Source organism: Nocardia sp. BMG51109 (assembly GCF_000526215.1).
Classification (GTDB): domain Bacteria; phylum Actinomycetota; class Actinomycetes; order Mycobacteriales; family Mycobacteriaceae; genus Nocardia.
Genome location: NZ_JAFQ01000004.1, coordinates 4,648,401 through 4,668,635, shown reverse-complemented (window position 1 = coordinate 4,668,635; position 20,235 = coordinate 4,648,401). Strand labels below are relative to the sequence as shown.

At 69.2% G+C, this 20,235-nt stretch carries 22 protein-coding genes and 1 pseudogene; 6 read left to right on the top strand and 17 right to left on the bottom strand.

Annotated elements, in window-relative coordinates:
- Positions 1-14: 14 nt before the first annotated feature.
- Together D892_RS0122385 and D892_RS0122380 are read left to right on the top strand one after the other, a co-directional pair.
- The gene (locus D892_RS0122385; protein ID WP_024803381.1) at positions 15-671 is read left to right on the top strand and encodes a TetR/AcrR family transcriptional regulator; all 657 of its coding nucleotides are present in this window, start codon (positions 15-17) and stop codon (positions 669-671) included.
- 83 nt (positions 672-754) lie between these two features.
- Positions 755-1,507, top strand: a complete 753-nt coding sequence (locus tag D892_RS0122380; RefSeq protein ID WP_024803380.1) for an NYN domain-containing protein — start codon at positions 755-757, stop codon at positions 1,505-1,507.
- Positions 1,508-1,622: 115 nt separating this feature from the next.
- Here the strand turns inward: D892_RS0122380 and recO are convergent, their stop codons facing one another.
- On the bottom strand, positions 1,623-2,390 hold the full coding sequence (gene recO, locus D892_RS0122375) for a DNA repair protein RecO (RefSeq protein ID WP_024803379.1): 768 nt from the start codon (positions 2,388-2,390) through the stop codon (positions 1,623-1,625).
- Between the two features lie 56 nt (positions 2,391-2,446).
- Complete coding sequence (locus tag D892_RS0122370; protein WP_156959626.1) at positions 2,447-2,860, bottom strand: hypothetical protein; 414 nt, start codon at positions 2,858-2,860, stop codon at positions 2,447-2,449.
- 151 nt (positions 2,861-3,011) lie between these two features.
- Between D892_RS0122370 and D892_RS0122365 the strand changes: the two genes are divergently transcribed.
- Complete coding sequence (locus tag D892_RS0122365) at positions 3,012-4,427, top strand: amidase (protein ID WP_036567378.1); 1,416 nt, start codon at positions 3,012-3,014, stop codon at positions 4,425-4,427.
- A 190-nt stretch (positions 4,428-4,617) separates the two neighbouring features.
- Here D892_RS0122365 and era read toward each other — a convergent pair whose 3' ends face one another.
- From era to D892_RS0122285, 15 genes and pseudogenes are all read right to left on the bottom strand, one after another.
- The gene (gene era, locus D892_RS0122360) at positions 4,618-5,535 is read right to left on the bottom strand and encodes a GTPase Era (protein ID WP_036567375.1); all 918 of its coding nucleotides are present in this window, start codon (positions 5,533-5,535) and stop codon (positions 4,618-4,620) included.
- 152 nt (positions 5,536-5,687) lie between these two features.
- Positions 5,688-6,014, bottom strand: a pseudogene (locus D892_RS41910) (cytidine deaminase); the annotation flags it as partial.
- Positions 6,007-7,341: a hemolysin family protein gene (locus D892_RS0122350; protein WP_024803374.1), complete on the bottom strand. Its 1,335-nt coding sequence runs from the start codon at positions 7,339-7,341 to the stop codon at positions 6,007-6,009. The gene D892_RS0122350 and the pseudogene D892_RS41910, both read right to left, overlap by 8 nt.
- A gap of 143 nt (positions 7,342-7,484) precedes the next feature.
- Positions 7,485-8,039, bottom strand: coding sequence for an rRNA maturation RNase YbeY (ybeY, locus tag D892_RS0122345; protein WP_024803373.1), 555 nt, complete (start codon positions 8,037-8,039; stop codon positions 7,485-7,487).
- A gap of 43 nt (positions 8,040-8,082) precedes the next feature.
- Complete coding sequence (locus D892_RS0122340) at positions 8,083-9,141, bottom strand: PhoH family protein (protein WP_036569522.1); 1,059 nt, start codon at positions 9,139-9,141, stop codon at positions 8,083-8,085.
- Between the two features lie 187 nt (positions 9,142-9,328).
- A complete protein-coding gene (locus tag D892_RS0122335; RefSeq protein WP_024803371.1) occupies positions 9,329-9,766 on the bottom strand; it encodes a type II toxin-antitoxin system VapC family toxin in 438 nt (145 codons plus the stop codon).
- A complete protein-coding gene (locus D892_RS0122330; protein WP_024803370.1) occupies positions 9,763-9,987 on the bottom strand; it encodes a ribbon-helix-helix protein, CopG family in 225 nt (74 codons plus the stop codon). The genes D892_RS0122335 and D892_RS0122330 overlap by 4 nt, the downstream gene beginning before the upstream one ends.
- A gap of 72 nt (positions 9,988-10,059) precedes the next feature.
- Positions 10,060-10,800 carry a 16S rRNA (uracil(1498)-N(3))-methyltransferase gene (locus D892_RS0122325; protein WP_024803369.1) on the bottom strand — a complete coding sequence of 247 codons (741 nt, stop codon included), beginning with the start codon at positions 10,798-10,800 and terminating at the stop codon, positions 10,060-10,062.
- Between the two features lie 9 nt (positions 10,801-10,809).
- Positions 10,810-11,958: a molecular chaperone DnaJ gene (dnaJ, locus tag D892_RS0122320; RefSeq protein WP_024803368.1), complete on the bottom strand. Its 1,149-nt coding sequence runs from the start codon at positions 11,956-11,958 to the stop codon at positions 10,810-10,812.
- Between the two features lie 115 nt (positions 11,959-12,073).
- Complete coding sequence (gene hrcA / locus D892_RS0122310; RefSeq protein WP_024803367.1) at positions 12,074-13,105, bottom strand: heat-inducible transcriptional repressor HrcA; 1,032 nt, start codon at positions 13,103-13,105, stop codon at positions 12,074-12,076.
- A gap of 318 nt (positions 13,106-13,423) precedes the next feature.
- Positions 13,424-13,630 (bottom strand): hypothetical protein, encoded by a 207-nt coding sequence (locus tag D892_RS0122305; RefSeq protein WP_024803366.1) that lies wholly within the window; start codon positions 13,628-13,630, stop codon positions 13,424-13,426.
- A gap of 246 nt (positions 13,631-13,876) precedes the next feature.
- Positions 13,877-15,088: a radical SAM family heme chaperone HemW gene (gene hemW / locus D892_RS0122300; protein ID WP_036567369.1), complete on the bottom strand. Its 1,212-nt coding sequence runs from the start codon at positions 15,086-15,088 to the stop codon at positions 13,877-13,879.
- A 280-nt stretch (positions 15,089-15,368) separates the two neighbouring features.
- Positions 15,369-16,184, bottom strand: a complete 816-nt coding sequence (locus D892_RS0122295; protein WP_024803364.1) for a hypothetical protein — start codon at positions 16,182-16,184, stop codon at positions 15,369-15,371.
- Between the two features lie 46 nt (positions 16,185-16,230).
- Positions 16,231-16,992 (bottom strand): DUF4239 domain-containing protein, encoded by a 762-nt coding sequence (locus D892_RS0122290; protein ID WP_024803363.1) that lies wholly within the window; start codon positions 16,990-16,992, stop codon positions 16,231-16,233.
- A 137-nt stretch (positions 16,993-17,129) separates the two neighbouring features.
- The gene (locus tag D892_RS0122285; protein ID WP_198036967.1) at positions 17,130-17,522 is read right to left on the bottom strand and encodes an antibiotic biosynthesis monooxygenase; all 393 of its coding nucleotides are present in this window, start codon (positions 17,520-17,522) and stop codon (positions 17,130-17,132) included.
- Positions 17,523-17,735: 213 nt separating this feature from the next.
- On the opposite strand from D892_RS0122285, the gene D892_RS0122280 reads away from it, so the two are divergent.
- The 3 genes from D892_RS0122280 (at position 17,736) to D892_RS0122275 (ending at position 20,232) form a co-directional block, all read left to right on the top strand.
- A complete protein-coding gene (locus D892_RS0122280; protein ID WP_024803361.1) occupies positions 17,736-17,981 on the top strand; it encodes a hypothetical protein in 246 nt (81 codons plus the stop codon).
- 225 nt (positions 17,982-18,206) lie between these two features.
- Entirely contained in the window at positions 18,207-18,299 is a 93-nt protein-coding gene (locus tag D892_RS49680; RefSeq protein ID WP_369801766.1) for an Ms4527A family Cys-rich leader peptide, read from the top strand.
- A gap of 127 nt (positions 18,300-18,426) precedes the next feature.
- Positions 18,427-20,232, top strand: a complete 1,806-nt coding sequence (locus D892_RS0122275) for a nitrite/sulfite reductase (RefSeq protein WP_024803360.1) — start codon at positions 18,427-18,429, stop codon at positions 20,230-20,232.
- Positions 20,233-20,235: the final 3 nt, after the last annotated feature.

Genomic DNA, 20,235 nt, shown 5'->3' with positions numbered 1-20,235 from the left:
GAGACCGCGACACGATGACCGAGGCAGAACCGACGGAGACACGGCCGACGGAAACACGGCCGGAACGCCGGCGCTACGACTCGCTGCGCAGACAGGCGCAGGCGCGGCACACCCGCGCCGAGATCGCCGAGGCCGCCCGCCGGCTGTTCGTCACGCAGGGCTGGGCGGCCACGACCGTGCGCGACGTGGCGCGCGCGGCCGGTGTGTCCGTGCCGACCGTCTACGCCGCGTACACCAACAAGCCGGGCCTGGTCTGGGCGCTGGTGGAGGCGGCCGACCTGTCCGCCGACATGCCACGGATGCTGGCCGGTCTGGAGGGCTCGGCCGACCCCGGCCGGCAGCTCGCCGCGATGGCGGGCTACGACCGCAGGCTGTTCGAGCGGGCCGGTGACCTCATCGGGCTGATCCGCGAGGCGGGCCGCACCGAACCCGAGCTGGCGGACGTCTACCGGCGCGGACGCAGGCTCGCCGACGAGACGCGCGTCGAGGTCTTCTCCTCCTGGCCCGAGGAGACGCTGCGCACCGACCTCGACATCCCGGCCGCCGTCGACATTTTCGCGGCCCTGTGCAACATCGACGTCTATACGACCCTGACCATCGAACGAGGCTGGTCTCCGGACCGGGTCGAGCGCTGGTGGACCGAGACCCTGTCCCGCGAACTGCTCCGCTGACGCGGCCCGGACCGCATCCGGCCATCGCCGCGGGAACCGCGATACGGTGGTTCCGACGTGCCCGATCGACGAAGGGACTTGCCGTGACCGGCGAGAACGCGACCAGGCTTGCGGTGCTGATCGATGCGGACAATGCACAGCCGGGGATCGCGGACGGGCTGCTCGCGGAGGTCGCCAAGTACGGCACCGCGCATGTCAAGCGGGCCTACGGCGACTGGACGAGCCCGAACCTCAAGGGCTGGAAGGACCAGCTGCTCGAGCAGTCCATTCAGCCCATCCAGCAGTTCGGGTACACGACGGGCAAGAACGCCACCGATTCGGCGATGATCATCGACGCGATGGATCTGCTCTACACCGGCAACCTGGACGGCTTCGTGATCGTGTCCAGCGACAGCGATTTCACCCGGCTGGCCAGCCGCATCCGCGAATCCGGGCTGACCGTCTACGGTTTCGGCCAGCGCAAGACACCGTCCCCCTTCGTCGCCGCGTGCGACAAGTTCATCTACACCGAAAACCTCACCGACACAGCCGAAGAGGCCCCCGCCAAGACGCGCAAGACGGCAGCCAATCAGTTGAAGGGCGACGCCCGGCTGATGAATCTGCTGCGCAACGCCGTCGACGCGGCCTCCGACGACTCGGGCTGGGCAGCGCTGTCCGGCGTCGGCTCCATCATCAACAAGCAGCGCCCCGACTTCGATCCGCGCACCTACGGCTACGGCAAGCTCGGCGAGTTGTTCGCGGCGACAACGCTGTTCGATCTGACCGGCCGGAGTCCGGGGGAAGGTAAACCCGAGGTCACGTACGTGCGCGACATCCGGCATCGATCGGACAGGTAAGACGGCACCGCACCCCGCGGCTGCGATGTCCGGACCGAATGTCGTGCGGCCGCGGCGACTATCCGGGCATCGGCGCCGTGTACGGCCGTGCGGCACGGCGGAGACTCCGGCGGCCTCAGCCGACGCGGCTCTCCTCCAGCACACCGTGCGGCCGGGAGCGCTCGATGAGCGGCAGGGTGCGCAGCTGGCGCTCCAGATGCCACTGCAGGTGGGCGGCCGTCAGGCCGCTGGCCTGGCGGCGGACCGATTCGGGCACCGCCTCGACACCCGCCCATTCGCCGCGATAGAGAGCGCCCATCAGATCCAGCACGCCCAGCGCCGGGGTCGCCGACCCCGGCGGGCGGCAGTGCACGCACACCGCTCCCCCGGCCGCGACGTGGAAGGCCCGGTGCGGGCCGGGGGTGGCGCAGCGGGCGCACTCGTCCAGCGCCGGGGACCAGCCCGCGAAACCCATGGCCCGCAACAGGAATGCGTCCAGGATCAGCTCGTGCGGGCGCTGCCCGGCGGCGATCGCGCGCAGGGCGCCCGCGGTCAGGGTGTGCAGCCGCGGCGCCGGGGCGCGCTCCTCACCGGCCAGCCGCTCGGCGGTCTCCAGCACCGCGCACGCCGTGGTGTAGCGGCCGTAGTCGGCGACGATATCGGCCGCGAACGTCTCCACCGTGTGCACCTGGGTGACGGTGTCGAGATTGCGCCCCGGGTACAGCTGGATGTCGACGTAGGCGAACGGCTCCAGCCGGGCCCCGAACTTCGACCGGGTGCGGCGCACCCCCTTGGCCACCGCCCGCACCAATCCGTGCTCGCGCGTGAGCAGCGTGACGATGCGATCCGCCTCCCCCAGCTTGTGCTGGCGCAGCACCACCGCATGGTCCCGATACAAACGCACGGCCCTATCCTCCCACGACCCGGCGACGACTCGGGACGCCACGCGCACCGCGAGGTTCACGGCTGGACACCGACGCCCTCCCGGTACACCTGGACGATCCGGGGAGCGTGCAGGGTGCGCAGCAGCAGCGTGGTCCAGCCGGTGCGGGAACGATCGATGGCGAAGTCGTCGGCCTCCAGCAGCATCCGCTCGGAACTCTGCAACTCCATCGTCACCCCCGGGTGGCCGAGCGGAACGTCGACCAGGGCCGTGCGGTTGCCCCAGACGATCAGTCGGCGACGGCTCATCGCGACGCTGCCCACGGCGATGTTCTCCCAGCTCGAGGACGCATAGTGCAGCGCTGTCCGATAACTGCGGTGCGCGACCGATCCACTGATCGGACCGAACACCACGATGCCCTCCGATTCCATATCCGAACGCAGTTGCAGCGGTAGCTCTTTCGAGCCGAACGCCCGGGACATCCACTTCACGCTGCGCATGGTAGGCGGGTTTCCCGGTCGGCGTGCAAGCACCTTGACAAGTGACCAGCGAAAACGTCCGGGGACCGAGATCACAATTTGAGAACAAGTGTCCCGGACAGCTGATATGGACCCTCGACCAGAAGCGCGCTACCTTCGTCTGATGACGACGGCCTCGGCGCGTGACCTCGGACTCGCCGAGCTGGCGGCCGCGCTCGGCCGGGGCGCGACCAGTTCGGTGGCGGTGACCGCCGACACCCTCGACCGGATCGAGGCCAGCGGTCCGACGCTCAACGCCTTCCGCGTGGTGCGCCGCGAGGGCGCCCTCGCCGAGGCCGCCGAGGCGGACCGCCGGCTCGCCGCCGGTGACCGCCTGCCGCTGCTCGGCGTGCCGATCGCGATCAAGGACGACACCGATATCGCCGGGGAGCCAACGGCTTTCGGCTGCGGTGGACAGTTCCCGGCGAAGACCGAGGACGGCGAACCGGTGCGCAGGCTGCGCGCGGCGGGCGCGGTGATCGTCGGCAAGACCAACACCTGCGAGATCGGCCAGTGGCCGTTCACCGACGCGGCGGCCTTCGGCTACACCCGCAATCCCTGGCACGCCGAGCACACACCGGGCGGATCCTCGGGCGGTTCGGCGGCGGCGGTCGCGGCCGGATTGGTGCCCGCCGCACTGGGTTCCGACGGCGGCGGCTCGGTGCGCATCCCGGCGTCCTGGACGAATCTGGTCGGGATCAAGCCGCAGCGCGGCCGCATCTCCACCTGGCCACTGGCCGAATCGTTCAACGGACTCACCGTGAACGGCACGCTGACCCGCACGGTCGCCGACGGGGCGCTGCTGCTCGACGTCGCGGCCGGACCGCACGACGGCGATAGGCACACCCCGCCGGCGGTGACAGTGTCCGAGGCGGTCGGGCGCGACCCGGGACGGCTGAGAATCGCTCTCTCGCTGCGCATTCCGTTCACCGCCACCAGGACCACCCTCGATCCCGGCGTAGCCGCCCGGGTGCACACGACCGCGGCAGCCCTGCGCAAGCTCGGGCACGAGGTGACGGTCGCCGACCTGCACTACGGCATCCTGGTGGGCGCCGGCTTCCTCTCCCGTTCGATGACCGGAATCCGGGCAAGGCTGGCCGGTATGCCCGAGGCCGAGGTGGATCGGCGCACGCGATTCAACTCCGCACTGGGCCTACTGCTCGGGCCGACACTGTTTGCCACACGCGCCACGGAACCGTTGCTGCACAGGCGAATCGGGCGCTTCTTCGACGACTACGACCTCGTCCTGGCGCCCACCACGGCCACCCCACCTCCCTCGGTGCACGCGATGGACGGCCTCGGCGTCTCAGCCACCGACGCCCTGGTCACCGCCTCCTGCCCCTACACCTGGCCGTGGAATGTGCTGGGCTGGCCCAGTATCGACGTCCCCGCCGGATTCACCGACACGGGCCTGCCGGTCGGCGCCCAGCTGATGGGCCCGGCGAACTCCGAACCCCTGCTGGTTTCCGTTGCCGCGCAACTGGAATCGGAACTACACTGGGAGCGCCACCGCCCCGAGCCCTGGTGGGAGCAAACATGAGCGACCGGAGCCCACAGGCGATGCGCACGTTCGCATCTCGCACCGTCACGGTGCGGGCCGACCCGGTCCCCAATTCTCGGCAAACCCGATTCCCGGCAAACCCGGATCGCCGCGGCCGGAGGTAACCTCGCCGCAACCGTTATGCCGCAACGGGACCGACGACCGCCCGGATCGACCTCGTGTCCCGGTGCTAGAACCCCAGCTTGCCCAGCTGTTTCGGATCGCGCTGCCAGTCCTTGGCGACCTTGACGTGCAGATGAAGGTAGATGCGGGTGCCGAGGATGTGCTCGATCTGCTTGCGCGCCGCGGTGCCGACCTCCTTGAGCCGCGCACCGCCCTTCCCGATCACGATGGCCTTCTGACTGGGACGCTCCACGTACAGCAGAGCGTGCACGTCCAGCATGTCCGGATTCTCTTCGCGCGGAAGGATCTCCTCGATGACGACGGCCAGCGAATGCGGCAGCTCGTCGCGTACGCCCTCCAGCGCGGCCTCGCGGATCAGCTCGGCCATGAGCGTTTCCTCGGGCTCGTCGGTCAGCTCGCCGTCGGGATAGAACGCCGGGCCCTCCGGCATGGTCGAGGCGAGCACGTCGACGAGCACCTCCACCTGCTCGCCCTCGACCGCCGATACCGGCACCACCTCGGCCTCGGGCCCCAGCAGCTGCGAGACGGCCATCAGCTGCTGCGCCACCTGGTCCCGGCTCACCTTGTCGATCTTGGTGACCACGCCGAGCAGCGTCGTCTTCGGCGCCATCTGCTTGACCTGCTGCACGATCCAGCGGTCGCCGGGGCCGATCTTCTCGTCCGCCGGAATGCACACCGCGACGACGTCGACCTCGGAGTACGTATCGCGCACCAGATCGTTGAGCCGCTGTCCCAGCAGCGTGCGCGGCCGATGCAGACCGGGAGTGTCGACGAGGATGAGCTGGCAATGGTCGCGGTGCACGATGCCGCGGATGGTGTGCCTGGTGGTCTGCGGGCGCGAGGAGGTGATGGCGATCTTCCGGCCCACCATGGCGTTGGTGAGCGTCGACTTGCCGGTATTGGGCCGACCGACGAAACAGACGAAGCCGGAGCGGAATTCATCCCGCAACGGCTTGCCGCTCATTCGAACACCCCGGATTCGGTATCGATATCGAAGCCCTCCGGCAGATGCCGCCGCCGCACCGCGTCCCCGCCACCGCCGATCGGATTCTCCACACCGTACGGATTACCCGCCGCCGCAACGCCTTCCGGCCGGTCCGCGCCGCCCTCGAGCGTTTCGATCACCTCGCCCTTGCGGTCCGCGACGATGATCCGCGCCGCGGAGGAGACCTCGTGCACCGCGGCGACTCCCGCATCGCTACCGTCGCCGCCCAGCACGACGGCCGCCTCGAAGCCCTCGGCACCGCTGGAGACCGCGGCCGCCACGGCGGCCTGCAGCGCGGTCAGCGACAGCGCGGCCAGTTCCACCGCGCCCGCGGCGTAGGTGCGACCGTCGGTGTCGCGGACCGCCGCACCGCTGCCGCCGGCGGTGCGGCCCATCGCGCCGCGCGCCAGCACCAGCAGCTTGCCGTCCTCGGCATCCGGTCCCGCAGTGTCACTCATCGCCTTCTCCATCCTTGTGTCCGGCAAAACCGTTGTGCGACTTGTTGTTCGCTTCCACCTTCTCGGCGGTCTTCTCGGGCGCGCGCTTGACCACCACGGTATGCACCCGCACCCGGCCGCGGGCGTCGGCGCCGCCCTCGCCGCGCAGCTGCAATCCGTGCACCACGATCTTCGATCCGGGCAGCGGCACCCGGCCGAGTGCGTGCGCCAGCAGCCCGCCCACGGTGTCGACGTCCTCTTCCTCGATGTCCAGGCCGAACAGCTCCCCGAGATCCTCCACCGGCAGGCGTGCCGACACCCGGTACTTCTCGCTGCCGAGATCCTCGACCGGGGCGATCTCGTCGGTGTCGTACTCGTCGGCGATCTCCCCCACGATCTCCTCGAGCACATCCTCGATCGTCACCAGCCCGGCGATGCCGCCGTACTCGTCGACCAGCAGCGCCATGTGGATGCGGCGGCGCTGCATCTCGTCCAGCAGCGCGTCCAGGGGTTTGGAGTCGGGCACGAACACCGGCGGCCGCATCACCTCGCCGACCCGCACCTTCTTGCCCCGATCCGCGTAGGGCACCAAGTCTTTCAGGTAGACCACGCCCACGATGTCGTCGACGTTCTCGCCGATCACCGGGATCCGCGAATGTCCCGACCGCACCGCCAGCGACATCGCCTGGGCGGCGGTCTTCTCCGATTCGATCCACACCATCTCGGTGCGCGGCACCATCACCGCGCGCGCCGCGGTCTCGCCGAGTTCGAAGACCGACTGGATCATCCGGCGCTCCTCGGAGTCCACCACGCCGCTCTGCTGGGCCATATCCACGACCTCGCGCAGCTCCACCTCGGAGGCGAAGGGGCCGTTGCGGAAACCCTTGCCCGGGGTGATCGCGTTACCGATCAGGATCAGCAGCCGGCTCACCGGTCCCAGCAGCGATCCGATCGCCTGCAGCGGCAGGGCGGCGCCGAGCGAGATCGAATACGCGTGCTGACGGCCCAGCGTGCGCGGGCCGACACCGATCACCACGTAGTCGACCAGCACCATCACCACCGCGGTGAGCAGCAGCGCCCGGCCGGTGCTCAGCCAGTCGGTCAGCGCCGCCGCCAGCAGCACCGTGGCACTGATCTCGCACACCAGCCGCAGCAGCACCATCAGATTCACATAGCGCGGGCGATCCACCACGATGCGGGCCAGCCGCCGGGCGCCGCCCCGATCGGCGCGCACCAGATCCTCGACGCGCGCGGGCGAAATGGTGGCCAGCGCCGCATCGATAGCCGCGAACACGCCACCGACCGGCACCAGCAGTATCGCCACCAGCAGAAGGACCAGTGAATTCACGCTGTGCCCTCTGCGGCATGAGCGGAGGCCTCCGTGGTCACACTCCGCTGCCGCTGCATCCGATGGCGGCGTTCGCGGGTCCCGGCGTGGTTACGCACGCTGCCTCCTCCGGGCCCATCGCTCACGCCGCAGCCCGTGACCGCTCATGCCGGTCCCAGAGGATCGCCCGGCGCGATGAACCCGGTCTTGTCCAGCAGGCGACGATCGCGTTCGGCGAGTTCGGCACGACGGCGCGCCTCGCGCAGGCTCTCGTACCATTCGGCGAGCAGCCGGTTCTGCAGGCCGAACATCTCCTTCTCCTCCTCGGGCTCGGCGTGGTCGTAGCCGAGCAGATGCAGGACGCCGTGCACGGTCAGCAGGGCCAGCTCGTGATCGACCGCATGCCCGGCCTTGTCCGCCTGCGCGGCCGCGAACTCGGGGCACAGCACGATATCGCCGAGCATGGACGGACCCGGCTCGCTGCCGTCGGGACGCCCGCCCGGCTCGAGCTCGTCCATCGGGAACGACATGACATCGGTCGGACCCGGCAGGTCCATCCAGCGCATGTGCAGATCGGCCATCGTGTCGAGATCGACCAGCACCATCGACAGCTCGGCGGCCGGATGCACGTCCATCCGCCCGATCACGAATCGCGCGACGCTGACCAGTTCCTCCTCGGATACGTCCATACCCGACTCGTTGGCGATCTCGATGCTCACAGCCTCAGCCTAGCCGTGCCCGACCGCACCGCCATTCTCCAGGTCAGCGCCGTCCGGCCCGGCCCGCGGCGCGGCGCTGGGCGCGGTTGCCCGGATAGTGCGGCAGCGGCGGGCGGTCCTGCGACTCGTAGCGGTCGTAGGCGTCGACGATCTCCGACACCAGGCGGTGGCGCACCACGTCGCTCGAGTTCAGCTCCGCGAAATGGATGTCGTCGACATCGCCCAGGATCTCGCTGACCACCCGCAGGCCCGACCGGGTGCCACCGGGCAGGTCGACCTGGGTGATATCGCCGGTGACGACGATCTTGGAGCCGAATCCGAGCCTGGTCAGGAACATCTTCATCTGCTCGGGCGTGGTGTTCTGCGCCTCGTCCAGGATGATGAACGAATCGTTGAGCGACCGGCCGCGCATGTAGGCCAGCGGCGCCACCTCGATGACACCCGACTGCATCAGCTTCGGGATCGCCTCCGGATCCATCATGTCGTGCAGCGCGTCGTAGAGCGGGCGCAGATACGGATCGATCTTCTCGTTCAGCGTGCCCGGCAGGAAGCCGAGGCGCTCGCCGGCCTCCACCGCGGGGCGGGTCAGGATGATCCGGTTGACCTGCTTGCTCTGCAGCGCCTGCACGGCCTTCGCCACCGCGAGGTAGGTCTTGCCGGTACCGGCCGGACCGATGCCGAACACGATGGTGTGCTCGTCGATCGCGTCGACGTAGCGCTTCTGGTTCAGCGTCTTCGGCCGGATCGTCTTGCCGCGGCGGGACAGGATGTCCAGGCTCAGCACCTCGGCCGGGGAATCCGAGGAACCCTCGGTGAGCATGGAATACGTATGCCGGACCGCCTCCGGCGTCACCACCCGGTTGCGACCGGTGAGCGCCACGAGCTGCTCGACCACGCGCTCGGCCAGCGCCACATCACCAGCCTGACCGGTCAGTGTCACCGCATTGCCGCGGACATGGATGTCGGCGTCGAGCAGCCGCTCGAGTTCCCGGAGGTTCTCGTCGGCCGAGCCGAGGAAGCCGAAGACGGATTCAGGAGCAAGCTCGATGCTGGAACGCACGGTCCGCGCGGCAGGGCCCGAACCATTGTCGCCGGCTCCGATGCCGGGTTGAGGAGTTGTCGGGTCGCCGTTGTCGCCTGAGGTTCGCAATAGGTGCTATGGCCTGCTTTCCGTCTCGAACGTGTCGTCTCGTCTGAGGAAAGTTTAACGCGGACCACCGACAGAGCCCAGTGAATAAGCGGCAACCAGCAGGTCACGGGCATGTTCCGGCAGGTCGGCGTCAGGCGTTTCAGCCCATGTCGTCCGGGAGCACCCGAAACGCGGCGTAGCGGGTCAACGGGCGAAGGACACGAAAGTCACGCCGGTCCAACGTCAGGATCGCATCGGTGTCGTACTCGGTTGCCAGTGCAACGCAGACGGCGTCGACCAGGTCCAGATCGAGACCACCGTAGTGACTGCGGATCCCGACCGCCGTCCGGATCTGCGCCGCGTCGGTATTGGCAACCTCGATGCGGGTGGTCGCAATGCGGTCGGCCAGCATGAGCAACAGCCTGTCGGCGACTCTGCGGCCGCCACGCGCGGTCGCCACATGGTGAACCTCCGTCAGCGACAACGCGCTCACCACCAACGTGCTGGCCGCGTTCGCCGCGCGGCGGACCGCCAAATGTTCCGGATCGCCGCGGTTCAACAGCGCAAGGACCCCGGAGGTATCCGCTACGACGATCACGCGGATCGGTGCATGATGTTCCGGATGTCTTCCTTGGTGATCGGTCCCCCCAAATCGACGCTCTCCTCATCCGTGAACAGCGGCGTTTCCCAGGTGCGGTTCCGCAGCAGGTAGAGCCGGAGGGCGTCGCGCGTGATGTCGTGCTTCGACCGGCCCTCGGCCTTGGCTTGCTCGTCGAGGGAGGTCTCTTCATCGTCGGGAAGTCGCATGGTCCACGCCATACCGGTAATGATACCAAGCGAGATACCAGATCGGGCACCGATAGGTCCGCTGCCGGACGGCCACAGGGGGTCTCACCAGCGTGCCGTCAACGCACCCAGCGCGCCCAGGGCGACGGCGGCAGCAGTCGAGGTCCGTAGCACGGTGGGACCGAGCAGGACCGGGGCGGCGCCCGCCTCGGTGAGGGCGGCGAGTTCCGCGTCGTCGAGACCGCCCTCGGGGCCGACGATCAACGCGATCCGCGATGCCTCGGCGACGGGCAGGTCGACGAAGCGGGAGCTGCCCGACTCGTGCAGGGCGGCGACGATGCCGTTGTCCGCCTTGATGTTCCGGATCAGGTCCAGCACGTCCGGGGTGCGGCGCAGGTCGGTGACCTCCGGGATGTAGGCCCGTCGGGACTGGCGGGCGGCCGAGCGGGCCGCCGCGCGCCATTTGTCGACGCCCTTGCGAGCCTTGCCTTCCCAGTTGGCGACGCAGCGTACGGCCTGCCAGGGGACGATGACGTCGGCGCCCGCCTCGGTCATCAGCTCGACCGCCAGTTCGGACCGGTCCGATTTGGGCAGCGCCTGCACCACCGTCACCGGCGGCGCGACCCGCTCGGCGACGATCCGGTCCAGGATCCTCAGTTCGAGCCGGTCCTTCTGCGCCGCAACGACTTCCGATTCCGCCAGCACGCCGGCCCCGTCCGACAGGGTGACCGGCTCGCCGGCCCGGATGCGGCGCACGGTCGCGGCATGGCGGCCTTCGGGACCGTCGAGAACCGCGACGGACCCCGGCTCGGGAATCTCGTCGAGGTAGAAGACCGTGGCGGCCACCGCGGCCCGTCAGCGCCCGCTGAACGAGGCCCGCAGCCGCGCGAACAGCCCGCTGTTGTGCTCGGACTGGGCCGACAGCACCTCGGTGCGCTCACCGTTGCGCGTCGCCTTGTACTTGCGCAGCAGCTCGGACTGCTTGTTGTCCAGCTTCGTCGGCACCACGATGTCCAGGTGCGCCACCAGATCGCCGCGCGCGCTGGAACGCAGCTTGGGCATCCCGTGCCCGCGCAGCACCGACACCTCGCCGGGCTGGGTGCCCGCCGGAATGGTCAGCTCGGTCGGGCCGTCCAGGATCGTGTCGATCACGACCGTGCTCCCCAGCGCGGCCTCGACCATCGGCACCCGAATCGTGCAGTGCAGGTCGTCGCCGTCGCGGACGAACGTGTCGTGCGGCTGCTCGACGATCTCGACGTACAGGTCGCCGGCCGGGCCACCGCCGGGGCCGATCTCGCCCTGCGCCGCCAGCCGCACCCGCATGCCGTTGGCCACGCCCGCGGGGATCGGCGCGGCGATCTCGCGGCGCGACCGCACCCGGCCGTCGCCGCCGCACTTGCGGCACGGATCCGGAATGGTCTCGCCGGTGCCGCGGCAGGTCGGGCACGGCCGCGACGTCATCACCTGGCCCAGGAACGACCGCTGCACCGTCTGCACCTCGCCCGCGCCGCCGCAGGTCTCGCAGCGCACCGGCTTGGAGTTGTCGTTGGTGCCGGCGCCCTGGCACACGTCGCACAGCACCGCGGTGTCGACGGTCAGGTGCTTGGTCACCCCGACCGCGCATTCGGCCAGCGACAGCCGGGTGCGCAGCAGCGAATCCGCGCCGGGCTGCACCCGGCCGCGTGGACGCCGCGGGCCGGCATTGCTCATCCCGCCGAAGAACGCCTCGAACACATCGCCCAGCCCGCCGAACCCGGCGCCGGAGAACCCACCGCCGCCGCCCGCGGACTCCATCGGGTCGCCACCCATATCGACGATGCGGCGCTTCTCCGGGTCGCTGAGGACCTCGTAGGCGGCCGACGCGTCGCGGAACTTTTCCTGCGCGTCCGCGTCGGGGTTGACGTCGGGGTGCAGTTCCCGCGCCAGCTTCCGATAGGCGCGCTTGATCTCCTGGTCGGTCGCGTTGCGTCCGACGCCGAGAATTCCGTAGTAGTCCCGTGCCACTTGCGTCTCTAGTCCTGTTCCGATTCTGTTCCGCTCACCGCCGTCTCCGGCTCATCGACCACCGCCGACTCCGGCTCATCGACCACAGCCGTCTCCGACCACAGCCGTGTCCGGCTCATCGTTCGGCGAGCACCTCGCCGATGTACCTGGCGACCGCGGCGACCGAAGCGATGGTTCCTGGATAGTCCATCCGGGTCGGGCCGAGCACTCCCATCCCCCCGAGCACCGTACCTGGCATACCGTACCCCGTTGATACCACGGAGGTTCCACGCATCTGCTCGACCTGGGTCTCCTCACCGATCTGCACCGTCACCATGCCCGGTCGCTGTGCGGCCGCCAGCAGTTTCAACACGACCACCTGTTCCTCCAGCGCCTCCAGCACCGAGCGCAAGGAACCGGGGAAACCGAAGTCGCCGGCGTTGCGGGTGAGATTGGCCGTACCGCCGAGCACCAGCCGCTCCTCCGGATGTTCGACCAGCGTCTCGACCAGCACCGTCGACACTCGGACCAGCACGTCGCGTAATCGCGGCGGCGCATGCTCGGGCAGTTCGGCGGCCGCGGCGGAGGCGGCCGACAGGAGCTTGCCGTCCATGGCGTTGCCGAGCATGCCGCGCAGCGCCGCCAGATCCTCGTCGTCGACGACCGCGCCGAGATCGACCAGGCGCTGATCGACGCGGCCGGAGTCGGTGATCACCACCAGCAGCAGCCGGGCCGGATTGAGCGCCACGACCTCCAGGTGCCGGACCGTCGACGCCGACACCGTCGGATACTGGACCATCGCGACCTGCCTGGTCAGCTGGGCCAGCAGGCGCACGCCGCGGCGCAGCACGTCATCGAGGTCGACGCCGTTCTCCAGGAATTCCACGATGGCCCGCCGCTCGGCCGGCGACAGCGGTTTCACCTCGGCGATGTGGTCGACGAACTGGCGGTAGCCCTTGTCGGTGGGGATGCGACCGGAGCTGGTGTGCGGCTGGGCGATGTAGCCCTCGGCCTCCAGGACGGCCATATCGTTGCGCACGGTCGCGCTGGAGACACCCAGATTGTGCCGCTCGACCAGTGTCTTCGAGCCGATCGGCTCCTTGGTCGCGATGTAGTCCGCGACGATCGCACGCAGGACCTCGATCCGCCGTTGCTCCGTGCTCGGCATCGGCCCCACCTCCTCGCTCGCCCTCGGTCCCACCGGTCCGACCACCGTGTCACGGCATGCCACGATCACCCGGATCCCGGTTCATCCGAATTCCAGTTTAATTGCCCGGGGCCCGATCGCCTGTGCGCGCGTCCTGACCTGCGTGGCCGCCGCTTCGGAAGGGGGAGGGAAGGGGCAGCACGGCTCGCCGAGCCGACATCGGCGGCTTCCGTAGCCAACCGAATACGCGGCAGCCGACTGTCTACGAGGCAGCCAACCGAATACGCGGCTACGGTCCGGCGAATGGTCGACGCCGACACCTCAGTCGATGCCGACACCTCAGTCGGGGCCGGCGGCCCTTCCCGCGGCAGCGTCCAGACCCAGCATGGCCAGCAGCACCACGCAGTCGTCGGCATCGAGGGAGTAGCTGGCGACGGCCCGGGCGGCCAGCGCGCTGCGCCGCGCGCTCTCGGCCTTCTCCGCGGCCCGCGACTCGGCGAACTCGCTCTGTTCAGGGACAAGGGTGGTGTGACGTGCCTGCGGCATAGGACTCCTCCAGTCGCACCGAACGCTACACCCCCTACCGCCCGCCCTCAGTCCAACCGCGAAATCGATCACCGCCACCTGCGCATGTCCGGAATCCCCGCACCGACCCGCCGTACTGTCCCGGGTATTGCGATGTGCCGCCGGCCGAGTGCCGTTCGGTAGTCGTTCACGACCATCGGCTTCCGCCGCGGTCGCCGAGCGCCGGACAGGCCGGCACGTGACCGGATTCCGCGGCGCCTCGACGATTCAGGTCAGCAATGCACGGACGACGGCATCGGCGAGTAGGCGGCCACGGTCGGTCAGGTTCAGGCGATCGCCGGACCGGTACGCCAGGCCGTCGGAGACGATCCGCTGGGCCGCGGTTCGCCCGGAGTCGTCCAGGTCGTCCAGTGGCAGGCCGGTGCGGAGGCGGACGGCGAGCATGACGCGCTCGGTGTAGCGCTCGTCATCGGTCAGCGCCTCCCAGCCTGCGACCGGTAGCGCGGCGTCGGCCACCCGCTGCGCGTAGCGGGCCGGATGCTTCACGTTCCACCAGCGCACACCGCCCAGATGGCTGTGCGCGCCCGGGCCGGCGCCCAGCCAGTCGCCGCCGTCCCAGTAGCAGAGGTTGTGCCGACACCGGGCGGAATCGGTTGCGGCCCAGTTGGATACCTCGTACCAGGTGAGGCCCGCGGCGGACAGGCGGGCGTCGATACGCTCGTAGCGGACCGCGAGGATGTCGTCGTCCGGGGCCGGAAGTTCACCGCGGCGCACCCTGCGGGCCAGGGCCGTGCCGTCCTCGACGATCAGCGAGTACGCCGACACGTGGTCGACACCGGCGGCGAGGACGGCGTCCAGGCTGGCGTCCAGGTCGGCATCGGTCTCGCCCGGCGTCCCGTAGATGAGATCGAGATTCACGTGCTCGAATCCCGCGGCCCGGGCCTCGCGTGCGGCGGCGACCGCCCGGCCGGGGGTGTGGGTGCGGTCGAGGATGCGCAGTACGTGCTCGGCGGCGGACTGCATGCCCAGCGAGACCCGGGTGAATCCGGCGTCCCGGATGCGCTCGAAGAACCGGGGCGAGGTGGACTCCGGATTCGATTCGGTGGTCACCTCGGCATCGGCGGCCAGCGTGAAGTTCGCGCGGACGGCATCCAGCACCGCGGCCAGCCCGTCGCCACCGAGCAGTGAGGGCGTGCCCCCGCCGACGAATACCGTGGACACCTCGGGCTGCGGGCTCGGCAACTCCCCGAACCGCTCGGCCGCCATGGCGAATTCGCCCCGCAGCGCCTCCATCCAGGACTCCGGCGACGCCGAGGTGCCCAGCTCGCCCGCCGTGTAGGTGTTGAAGTCGCAGTACCCGCACCTGGTCGCGCAGAACGGCACGTGCACGTAGATGCCGAAGGGCCCACCGCCGAAGTCGCTCAGCGCGGGCTCCGGGGAAGCCCGGTCGGCGGCGGATCGGTCGGTGGTCGCATGCACCGTTCCAGTCTGCCGATGGGCTCGGTGTGACGTGCGACGGGGCTGCCCCGGGCACGGTGATCCCGCGGCACCGGATCGCCCCGGCCGCCCGCCGGGCTATGCGCCGAGCGCCCGTCACGACCCCGCACAGAAAGCCCGGATGCCGCTGTAGGCCGGCCACCGGCGAGAACGTCGGCTGCGGCCCAAGGCCCGCGGCGCGGCGATTATGCCCCCGGAGCACCGGCGGTGCGGGCCGCGATCGGCTCGACGGGCGGCAGGACCGCCTCGCCCTGCCGACGAACTAGCGCGAACGGCGCACCACCGATCTCCCCCGTGCGGACGCCAGCACCGTGACGATCATTACCGCCATCAGCATGACCACATTCCAGGCTCGGTGATGTTCGGAGCGCGACGCGGCGAGAGGAGGCTCGTGAGGTGGCGGCGCTGCGACCGGACGTTGAACGGCGACCGGGGGTGGACTGCTGGGAGCGGCAGAGGCGGCAGGGGCGGCGACGGGGGCCGACAGGCCCACTGGACCCGGTGGCGGAGGCAGCTGAAGGGGTAATTCCCACGGCGGTGGGCCCGGCACCGCCAACAGGCATGTCAGCAGCGCGCTGCCACCGGCCGCACTACCCACCGCGGCACTCCCGACTGCCGAACCACCCGAACCGGAGACCAGCAATCCGGGCACGAGGCTGCTGCCCGAACTGCCCGACAGCACGGCGAGCAGCAGTGCCACGCCGCTGCCGACCGCACTGCCGGCGCACGCCGTCAGGGCGCTGCCGGAATCCTGCGCGGGAACGTCGACCGGCTCGCCGACATCGACCGCCTCCTCGGCTACCTCGGCATCCGAATCCACCTCGGCATCCGAATCCTCAGGGCCGGAACTACTTCCGGTGCCGAGCGCACCGGCAACCGGCGGCTCGGCCGAACCGAGTCCCAGCGGAATTTCCGCGGCGGCGCTCCCTGTGTCGTCGGGTGACGCACTACCCGTCACGATGTCTCCGAGGGGTGGTGGCACACCGGGATCGAACGGATCCGCGGAGGCGATCGGGCACAGGAAACCCGTCGACAGCACGACCGTGGCCACGGCGAATTCCCTTGCGAGCGTGTGCATTACCGGCTGAGTACGACCGCATCGCGGCCGCCCCGGCCGGGCATCGTCAACTGATCTGCCCATAGCGCACCAGCGCCTGCTCGAACGCGTCCTTCGGGACGAGGGTGGAGCCCGAGAACGGGCGATCGAGGTTGCGGATCTCCCACAGCGTCAGCCCGATCACGACACCGAGCAACGCGATCATCAGGATGCTGCTCGTCGTCACCCTGATACCGGAGAACACGGGACTGAGAACCAGAAGTATGGTCCCGAAGATCAGGGCGATGGTGATGAATCCCGGAATGCCTCGACGCACGTCCATCTCCCTCTCGTGCCGCGAATCGGCGACGTCCTCGAGTTTTTCCAAGGCCTCGGTGCGGTTGTCGGCGGCGCTCTCGTCGGCGGGTTGTACCGATTGCACGGCGTCGCGGAGAGCGTCGAGACTCTGCTGCGCCGACCGGCTGAGCCGGCCCTCGTGATCCATCACCGTCCACTCCTCTCCGGCGACTCGCTCGGTGTACTCACGCACCAGCCCCTGAATCCGCTGATGCTCCGGTTCCGGCATCGTGTGTGCGAGCCAATAGGTTTCGGTCAGCGCCTTGGCCTCGTCGATCGTGTGCGTCTGCGCGTTGTCGTACTGCTGCCAGCACAGCACCACGACGAAGGCGACCACCGCGATGAAGAGGTTGCGGACCACATCGAGTACCAGCTCGCCCGCCGTATCGTCCTCGGACAGGTGCCACGACTTGGGCCGCAATCGAATCCCCGCGACGAACACCGTCACCGCCAGCGCGGCGGACACCACGCAGACGATCAGTTCCTGAACCATGTCCGGCCCCCTTCCGAGTGCGGTCCAACGAGAAGTGCATGACCGAGCCGCCGGACGCGTGCGCCCGGCGTGGCGAAAGAAACTGCGGTCGAACGGTATTCGTTGCGGAAGGCGGCGGAGACGATTCCGGGCGAGTATTACGGCGAGTCGGCGGCGGGTCCGCGTGTCCGTCCCGGCGGTCGGGTCCATTCGTATTCGCGCTCGACGCGGCAGATCCGGGCCCGATACCCCAGGTAGAATCGTTCTCGCCCGAGGCGTTGCGCCGCGAGGTGATCGATGTCGTCGCGCCAGCGCCGCAGCGCCTCGAGATCACGCCAGTAGGACACCGTGATGCCGCACGCCGGATCGCGCGCGAACTCCATCCCGAGGTACCCGTCGATCCGTTCGGCGAGTTCGGCCATTTCCGCGGCCGCGTCCGCATAACCCGTCAGGTCCCCGGGATCCGGGGAGAGCGCCGTGGTCAGGATCGCGGCGTAGTAGGTCGGGGACGTACCGCGGACGAACGGGAGATCTGCACGCCTCGACATCATGGGACCCATTCTCGCCGGACCGGCCGGGCCGGTGCTGTCGAGCCCGGACCGGGCAGGGCGGGCGCCGATCTCGCCGAACAGCTCGATGCCCGAGGGTCGCTCTGCCGGTCAGCCCGGAGCGAGGGTCAGGCAGTCTCGGCCTACGCCGCCCTGCGACCGGGAGGAACGCTCGTCAGCGTCGGCCAGTCGGCGCATGCCGCGATCGACTTCGGCGTGGAGGGCATCCGCATCGCCCGGTTCGGCCCGGGTTACGACAGGACGATCACCCGCTTCTTCCTCCTTGCCGACGGTGCCACACACGACCTCGCCCCGGACCTGACCTGGCTGTCGGAGCAAATCGCGACCGGCCGGCCGGACCCCCAGGTCGCCTGGCGAGGCGAGTGGACCGGACTCGGCGAGGCGGCCGAGGTGCGGCTCGGCAGGCGGCTGCACGGCAAGGCGGTACTCGACGTCACCTGATCACTCGACGTCACCCGATCGCACAACCGGTCGGACTTCCACCCACTCATCGGCGCGAAATCTCGGGTTCCGAGAGGGGTTCCACGATCAACCAACCAGCTTCCGGAAGTCGATCTATGAGCGATCTCACAAATTTGATCGAGCGTCCAGGGAATTTCCCTCGAATTTGCGGAAAATATGGGTACGCGGTCGGAACGACCCCGCTGACATGGCACAATAGGTTCCATGACTGGGCTCGGAGTTCGACTGGTGGCGCGTCGTCACGTCGACTTCAAGCGTGTCTGCAGTGCCAGCTGTCTGCCGGAGTGCCTCCGGTAGCTCGGCCCTTTCCGGCTCCGGCGTCGCCATTCGACGCCCCCTCTCCCCGGCCGCCCGAATACCGAAGGCGTGAGCCAGCCCCTCCCGCCTGCCGTAAAGGCCTGATCGACCCGCAGGAGCGACCCTCATGACGTCGAGCACCGACGCCGGTCCCACATCCGAATCCGAACGCAGCGCGCGTCAGCAGGAGGTCGCGCGCGAGCGCGAACAGGCCGCCCGCGAGCGTCGGGTGCGTTCGCGCGCACAAACGCCCAGCGGCCCGCGCGAACGCACGGGTAAGCCGGTCCGCCGCAAGTCCGAGGGACAGTGGGCGCTCGGCTACCGGGAACCGCTGAACCCCAACGAGCAGAGCAAGAAGGACGACAACCCGCTCAACGTCCGCGCCCGCATCGAGAACATCTACGCCAAGGGCGGTTTCGACTCGATCGACAAGGGCGATCTGCGCGGCCGGTTCCGCTGGTGGGGCCTCTACACCCAGCGCGAGCAGGGCTACGACGGCACCTGGACCGGCGACGAGAACATCGATCTGCTCGAGGCGCGCTACTTCATGATGCGGGTGCGCTGCGACGGCGGCGCCCTGAATGTCGAGCAGCTGCGCACCCTCGGCGGGATCTCCACGGAGTTCGCCCGCGACACCGCCGACCTGTCCGACCGCGAGAACCTGCAGTACCACTGGATCGAGATCGAGAACGTCCCCGAGATCTGGCGGCGGCTGGAGTCGGTCGGGCTGCAGACCACCGAGGCCTGCGGCGACTGCCCCCGCGTGGTGCTGGGATCGCCGCTGGCCGGCGAATCGCTGGACGAGGTCCTCGACGCCACGCCGGCGGTCGAGGAGATCGTGCGCCGCTACATCGGCAAGAAGGAGTACTCGAACCTCCCGCGCAAGTTCAAGACCGCGATCTCGGGCCAGCAGGACGTGGTGCACGAGATCAACGACGTGGCCTTCGTCGGAGTGGAACATCCCGAGCACGGCCCCGGCCTGGACCTGTGGGTCGGCGGCGGCCTGTCCACCAACCCGATGCTGGCCCAGCGGGTCGGCGCGTGGGTGCCGCTGGACGAGGTGCCGGAGGTCTGGGAGGCGGTCGTCTCGCTGTTCCGCGACTACGGCTACCGCCGGCTGCGCACCAAGGCCCGGCTGAAGTTCCTGATCAAGGACTGGGGCATCGAAAAATTCCGCGAAGTTCTCGAAACGGAGTACCTGAAGCGCAAGCTCATCGACGGCCCCGCCCCGGAGGCGCCGACCCGCCCGATCGACCACGTCGGTGTGCAGAAGCTGCGCAACGGTCTCAACGCGGTCGGGTTCTCCCCCATCGCCGGTCGTGTCAAGGGCAGCATCCTCACCCAGGTCGCCGATGCGGTGGAGCGCGTCGGCGCCGACCGCATCCGCTTCACCCCCTACCAGAAGCTGATCGTGCTCGACGTGCCCGACGACAAGATCGACGAGCTGATCGGCGAACTGGAACCGCTGGGCCTGCACGCCCGCCCCTCGCTGTGGCGGCGAAACCTGGTGGCGTGCAGCGGTATCGAGTTCTGCAAGCTGTCGTTCGTGGAGACCCGCAAGCGGTCGCAGACACTGGCCCCGGAGCTCGATCAGCGGCTGGCCGATATCAACGCCCAGCTCGATGTGCCGATCACGATCAATATCAACGGCTGCCCCAATTCGTGCGGCCGCTCCCAGATCGCCGACATCGGGTTCAAGGGCCAGCTGGTCGACGACGGCAACGGGAATCAGGTCGAGGGCTATCAGGTTCATCTGGGTGGCAGTCTCGGTTTCGACGCCGCCTTCGGCCGAAAACTGCGTCAGCACAAGGTGACCAGCGCCGAGATCGGCGACTACATCGAACGTGTGGTGCGCAATTTCGCCAAGAACCGCAACGAGGGCGAGCGGTTCTCGCAGTGGGCCGTCCGCGCCGACGACGCCGACCTTCGGTAACGG